4 protein-coding genes and 3 pseudogenes are annotated in these 6,676 nt (G+C 39.4%); 4 read left to right on the top strand and 3 right to left on the bottom strand.

What is annotated here, in order from left to right:
• On the top strand, positions 1 to 528 hold a 528-nt coding region (locus AC6EMZ_RS23140), incomplete at its 5' end, for a helix-turn-helix domain-containing protein (RefSeq protein WP_498405165.1).
• Positions 529 to 890: 362 nt separating this feature from the next.
• Here AC6EMZ_RS23140 and AC6EMZ_RS23135 read toward each other — a convergent pair.
• The 3 pseudogenes from AC6EMZ_RS23135 to AC6EMZ_RS23125 all read right to left on the bottom strand — a co-directional run.
• Positions 891 to 1,472: pseudogene (locus AC6EMZ_RS23135) on the bottom strand (IS3 family transposase); the annotation flags it as partial.
• Between the two features lie 53 nt (positions 1,473 to 1,525).
• Positions 1,526 to 1,955: pseudogene (locus tag AC6EMZ_RS23130) on the bottom strand (IS3 family transposase); the annotation flags it as partial.
• Positions 1,956 to 2,066: 111 nt separating this feature from the next.
• Positions 2,067 to 2,423, bottom strand: a pseudogene (locus AC6EMZ_RS23125) (group II intron maturase-specific domain-containing protein); the annotation flags it as partial.
• A 372-nt stretch (positions 2,424 to 2,795) separates the two neighbouring features.
• On the opposite strand from AC6EMZ_RS23125, the gene AC6EMZ_RS23120 reads away from it, so the two are divergent.
• The 3 genes from AC6EMZ_RS23120 to AC6EMZ_RS23110 all read left to right on the top strand — a co-directional run bounded on the left by AC6EMZ_RS23120 (position 2,796) and on the right by AC6EMZ_RS23110 (position 6,676).
• Positions 2,796 to 3,311, top strand: a complete 516-nt coding sequence (locus AC6EMZ_RS23120; RefSeq protein WP_498405164.1) for a fimbrial protein — start codon at positions 2,796 to 2,798, stop codon at positions 3,309 to 3,311.
• An 80-nt stretch (positions 3,312 to 3,391) separates the two neighbouring features.
• Positions 3,392 to 4,096: a fimbrial biogenesis chaperone gene (locus AC6EMZ_RS23115; protein WP_498405163.1), complete on the top strand. Its 705-nt coding sequence runs from the start codon at positions 3,392 to 3,394 to the stop codon at positions 4,094 to 4,096.
• 48 nt (positions 4,097 to 4,144) lie between these two features.
• A complete protein-coding gene (locus tag AC6EMZ_RS23110) occupies positions 4,145 to 6,676 on the top strand; it encodes a fimbria/pilus outer membrane usher protein (RefSeq protein ID WP_498405162.1) in 2,532 nt (843 codons plus the stop codon).

The following is a 6,676-nucleotide window of genomic DNA, read 5'->3' as shown; positions in this document are numbered from 1 at the left end:
TGGATTGATTCTGAAGTTAGCTATATTTATATACTGGACGAAGGCGGCCTCTCCATTATGAAGGGGGATAGTAATGTATTGATTTCACGTGTGGGTCAACAACATGTACTAGGGTTTGCTGAATATTACCAACCAGGATTCTCCAAAACATATTTGCGTGTGGATAAACCATCTGTTGTATATAAAATAACAACTAAAAGAGCCATTGAAATCCTTGATGAAAAGTGTCTTTGGCAAGATGTAGTAATTTTGCTTTCGTTTCATATTAATTATTTATGCTACAGAGATGCCAGGCTGATGCATTCAAAAGCCTATGGTACTATAAAAAACTGCCTGGAAGAACTTTATATTGGGTACAATGAAGATGTTAGAATGAACATAAAAATACTGGATTATATTCAGGAGAGAACATTTTTATCCCGTAGCAGTATACTGAATGTCATCTCCGCCCTAAATCAGGGGGCATACATTACGTTGCGTTCAGGAGGATATCTTGTTGATATAAAAAAACTTCCGCACGGATTCTGAATTTTTAGTTAGTGTAGGCGTTTGGATAAAGATTATTAATGCAGAAGTGATATGTATTAGCACAAAAAATATAAACAGGACATGCCAAAGAGTCAGCCAGGAACTATCTAGCTGAATCAGGTATAAAATGTACATCTGAAGAATACTTGATAAGATTAAGAGAAGTGTAGCAGGATGTTCTGATATTACTTAATAAAAAAGATATTTAGCATAAGGAAGCACAATTAAACCTCAGGCTGCTTAGTTGCATACTTGAGGTTGTTTTATTTATGCTAGTCCTGAAGAACCAGACTCACAAAAGCGGCTCATAATTCTCTGAGTTTGGCGTTTTAAAAAACTCTGGCGAGCTTAATCACGTCAGAGTAGACCTGACCAGCAGGAAGCTGGAACTCGGCTATATCGGTCAGCCACTTTTCATTTGGTCTGCAGGAACTAAAATCGTGGTCGGGCAGATTTTCAGGTGTTGGACCGGTTTCTCCACATTAAGAGGCGTACCTCCGTCGCCTGGTACGTTTAACAATGAGCTGCTCTTCCGCCATCAGTCTGCGAACAACCTTCTCAGAATAAGCCGGTTGTTAACACGAAGCATCGCATGAAGACGCCGATAGCCGTAGCAGAGGTAGTTCTCCTCAATGCTCTCCGTCATGATCACGCGTATTTCAGCATACTTATCACATAAGCGCTGGCTTGCTAACAGCTGCGGGCAAGTAGCAGAACGCTAAGCAACTCAGCAACGAGGTTATTTTTCTTAATGGCATCAACGATCTGGGTTTTCACCCTGTTTTTCAAAGTCAGAAAGCTGATACCCTGGTCTTTTTTATCAGTTCATTCGCTTTTGTCATTATGTCTCGTTCGAGCTGCAACTGCTGAACCTGCTGCCTGAGGTGCTGGATTTCACCGAGCAAAACATCCTGATTTATATCCTGAGGGGCTGTGTTAAGTTTACACATCATCGCGTACTGACACTTAACCCCACATCGGTAGACATATTCTGTCCTCAAGGCAAGGCCTGTTCGAAGGGCCTTAGGACTAAGGCGGCCGAGATGAGTGTGGTACCGGGTCCGGTAGTAGAACATTTCAATATAATCGAAGATATCGGCCCGGGTCAGATCACGGGTTTTATATATTCGTTTGTTGATACGTTCTTTTTTCAGTGGGCTGAAGAACGACTCCGCCACAGTTTTATCCCAGCAGTTGCCACGTCGGATCATGCTCAGGGACTGGTTGTTGGCCCGGCGAAGCGTTGCAAGTCGTCGCTGCCGCATTGGCTGCCAAGGTCCGAATGCACGATAACCTTGCTGTCCAGTTTTCGTCGCCACACGGCCATCATTCAGCGTCATCTCGCGTGAGAGATTGGGCTTCATTGATCAGACCACCACGTTACGGACGAAGAGATTGATGACTACCGCCTAATACAGCCAGCCCTGCTAGTTACGGAATAGAGTAACTAGCAGGGCGTAGTCGGACTATTTCCCAGCACCTTTCAGCGCATCCGGCTTATACGTTTTAATGCTGGCGATTGCCATTGCCACGTCAGTTTAGCGCAATGAATGCGTGTTTCTGGCTTCCGTCCACCTTCGGGCAGTCGCCAGCGGAACAGGATCTCACCACTGAGCTTTCCATGATTGATTTTACCAAATAAAACACACATTTTGCTGTGATTTACACCACCACCTAATCAGAGGAGCGATTCCCGGACGGTATTTGCGGACCAGGCCGTGAACCAACTTCCAGAACACTACACGGTCGATATATTTGGCCTGAAAATCAACAAACGCATAGAACGCGGCCCAGCCTTTGAGTTTTCGGTTGAGTTGTTAAGCCATATCGACATTGCTTTCACTGTAATCGCCTGATAATAGTGGTGTTAGCGATGCGGTCATGTCTCGATTTTTTATTTTCTGATTTCGCTTAACATACATTTCCCTAGGGTATCCACCTGCTTAATATTTGAAGTCTTTATTCCTCAGTTTTTGTTCAATCTGAAGTCATGTTAGTTGTTAAATGAAATTCATTGTCAAACTTATAGAGCAGGCATTTAACATAATCAGTTTATTTCTGGATGGTTTTTTTATCGCGCTGAGATGTAAGCACATGATAATGATGTTTTTTCTTATTTCAATAGCGGTCTTGTTGTTCTCCGTCGGAAGAAAATGGTTTGTGCGTTTTCAATAGGTGATGTAGATTTTTCAATGACAAATTAAGCGTCATGAAGAAGTAATTCATTTCCATTTAATCCCATTTCAAGTGCTGTTAAGGGTGTACTTATGAAAAAAATCTTATTAACAACTTCATTGTCTTGTGTGTTATTTAATGCAGCTAATGCCGCAGATGGCACTATTAATTTTACAGGGAATATCATTGCAGATGCTTGTGTAGTTGATACTGCTTCAAAAAATATGACAGTTAATCTCGGAGATGTTTCCACTACTGCTTTTGCAGCAGCAGGTGATAAAGCATCACCAACTCATTTTGAAATTGCTTTAAGTGATTGCCCAGCAGAAATAACTACAGTTAGCGCAAAATTTGATGGGCGTGCAGACCCAGCTAACACCAATTTGCTTGCACTGGATACAGCGGGTGGTGAAGAAGCTTCAAATGTCGGCATTGAAATTGCAGATAACACAGGTTTAGCAATTCCCATGTTTTCTCAATCTAAAGAATACCCCATTGAAAACGGTGGTGTCGTGATGGATTTTGTTGCCCGCTATACTGCAACCTCCGACTCAGTCGGCACTGGTGTGGCTAATGGTACTGCAGAATATACCATTAACTATCAATAATCCTTGGAAAACGAGGGTTATGCCCTCGTCATAGTTTTAACAAGATAATTAATAAGAAATATTTTCTGAGCATAACGAAAATGAAGGTGTTAACAAAATTAACCATGGCTTTAACGCTATCAATAGCTACTACTATTAATACATATGCAGGAGTTGTGGTGGGTGGGGTTAGAGTTATCTATGACGGCAGCAAAAAAGAAACATCATTGTCTGTAAAAAACCCAGATACAACACCTTATTTAATACAGTCATGGCTGGATAGTGATGGTGCTGAAGGAATAAAAAGAAATGGCTCTAATACTCCATTTGTAATAACGCCTCCTTTGTTCCGTCTAGATGCAGGAAAAGAAAATCTCTTAAGAATAGTCAACGTCGAAGGTAATTTGCCACAGGACATTGAGTCTGTTTATTGGTTAAATGTTAAGTCTATACCATCAACGCCAAAAGATGCAAGAAATGTGTTACAGATTTCTGTGAAAACAAGAATAAAATTATTTTATAGACCTGAAAGCATAAAGATTAAACCATCGGATGCGTATAAAAACATTATTTTTAGTCGTGAAGGTGGGAATCTGAAAGTGACTAACCCATCACCATATTATATAAGTTTTTCTGATCTAAAGATTGGTTCGATTAAAATAAATACAACTAATCTAATGGTGCCTCCAAAGGGAAGTGCTTCATATACATTACCAAACCCAGTCGAAGGTAATGATAAGGTTTCATGGAAGTATATAAATGATTTCGGTGGTTCAAGTGATGAAATTAATAGCATTTTAAAATAGCATTTCGCATAAAGTATTTTTATTGCTCAGAATTAATAAGGTTCCAAAATGCCTTCTGTTGTATTACCAAAAATAAAATCATTATCCAGTGTGATTGCGATCACTTTTTTTTGGAGTGCCAACTCTTTCGCTGATGATTATTTCAACCTTAAGGCATTGGAGTTAGGTCCAACAGAAGGTACCACGCTTGATTCGAATATGTTTTCTGTGAGTGGAAAACAGGTACCAGGTACATATCGCGTAGATGTCTTCGTTAATAACGAACGCAGGTTTACACGTGATTTTAATTTTGTGCATTCAGCCAATGGAGAACTGGTTCCTGAGTTAAATATCAATGAGTTAAATGAAATGGGAATTAATATTGATGCTATTCCGTCATTTACCGGTGTAGATAGTGAGTACAATATTAAAGAATTGGCAACATTCATACCTGATGCTAAAGTGGTATTTGATTTCTCTCGTCAAAAATTAAGTTTCTCTATTCCACAGATTTACATATCAAACGCAGCTCGAGGTTCAATTTCACCCGAGCTTTTGGATGATGGTCTTGCAGGTCTTTTTGTAAGCTATAACTTTAATGGTACAAATTCACGAACAGATAGCGAGTCCAATGAACAAAGTGATAGTTATTTCACCAACTTACGTAGTGGATTAAACATTGGGCCATGGCGCATCCGTAACTATAGCACGTGGAATTATAATAAAAATAATTCAGGTACAACTAATAAATGGGATTCTATAAGTACATACATTCAAAGAGATATCACTACTTTGAAAAGCCAATTAACGTTGGGAGATACTTTTACACCCTCAGATGTGTTTGAGAGCATCCAGTTTTTAGGCGCGAAGCTAGCTTCCGATGATAACATGCTGCCTGATAGTCAGCGAGGTTTTGCTCCGATAATAAGAGGCATCGCAAACAGCAATGCCAAAATAACGATTAAGCAAGATAACTCTGTTATTTATCAAACAAATGTCCCGCCTGGTGCATTTATGATTGATGATTTATTCCCCACAGCTTCAAGTGGCGATTTACAAGTTTTAATAACAGAGGCTGATGGATCTGAGCGAACATTTATACAACCCTTTTCCAGTGTACCTATTATGCAGCGATTAGGGCGCCTGAAATATTCAGCAATCGCTGGGGAGTACCGCTCTAATGATAATGAAGCTATTGAATCTGAATTTGGGCAGTTTACGTTACAATATGGCTTACTGAATAATCTTACAATTTATGGCGGCATGCAACTGTCGAAAAACTACTCAGCATTTACCGGTGGAAGTGGTATTGGATTAGGTGATTTTGGTTCATTTTCTGCTGACATTACCCAGGCAAACACCAGTTTGCAAGATAATCACGAGACTGGACAGCAGTACCGTTTTCAATACTCAAAGGATATTGCAACAACAAGTTCAACTATCACATTGGCTGGGTATCATTATTCAACAAAAGGTTTTAATACTTTTAGCGAAGCCATGAAACATAAATGGATGGAATCAACCAACAGTTATCCTATTAATGATAATAAACGAAGCAAAATGCAACTTGACTTAGCTCAAAATTTAAATGAAGGTAAATGGGGTTCTCTTTTGCTTTCTGGCTATCAGCAAGACTACTGGAACAGAGATGACTATGAAAGAGGAATAAATTTTAGTTATCAAAATTCATTTGGCGGGATTAATTATTCATTAATGTACTCTTATTCAAAGTTGTCTGCAGATAATGACTCTAATGACCAACAGATAGCGTTATCTGTAAGTGTTCCATTGTCACCTTGGCTGCATAAATCATACGCCACTTATAATGTTAGCCATGATAGTCAAGGTCATACCTATACTCAAGTTGGTATCAATGGGACTGCTTTAGAGGATAATAATCTATCCTACAGCATTGCTGAAGGTTATGGTAATCATGGAGTAGGTAATAGTGGAAGTGTGAGTGCTGATTATCGAGGAACATATGGAAGGGCAAATATTGGTTATAACTATAACCCTGACACACACCAGATAAATTACGGGTTGCAAGGTACTATATTGACGCATTCACAAGGTGTAACATTGGGTCAACCTATAAGTGGCGACAATTCGTCATTCGTATTGGTAAGAGCTCCGAGTGCATCAAATATTAAAATTAACAATGGAGTTGGAATTTATACAGATGCAAAGGGTTATGCGATCGTTCCTTATGTGAGTTCTTATAGACGTACTCGTATCTCTGTAGATCCATCAACATTACCTGATGATGTAGAAATGCCAGAAAATGTTCAATCGGTAGTGCCTAATAATGGAGCTATTGTAGCTGCTGACTTTAATCCCAAAAAGGGTTATCGCGCGTTGGTTGAGCTCACAAAAGATGGGAAGTCTATTCCATTTGGTGCGGTAGTATTAATCGATAACAGTGAGAGTAATACCGGGATTGTTGATGAAAATGGTATAGTTTATTTAAGTGGATTATCAGATGAAGGAGTCCTAAATGTTAAGTGGGGTTCATTAGCGTCTCAGAAATGCGAGGCAAAATTCGCATTACCTCAAGTAAATAAATCATTGTCATTACATAAATTAACTGCGGTATGTAAATAG

The organism is Enterobacter sp. SCRI0065, assembly GCF_059766475.1.
The sequence above is the reverse complement of the archived record's forward strand: the minus strand, read 5'-3'. Positions and strand labels throughout refer to the sequence as shown.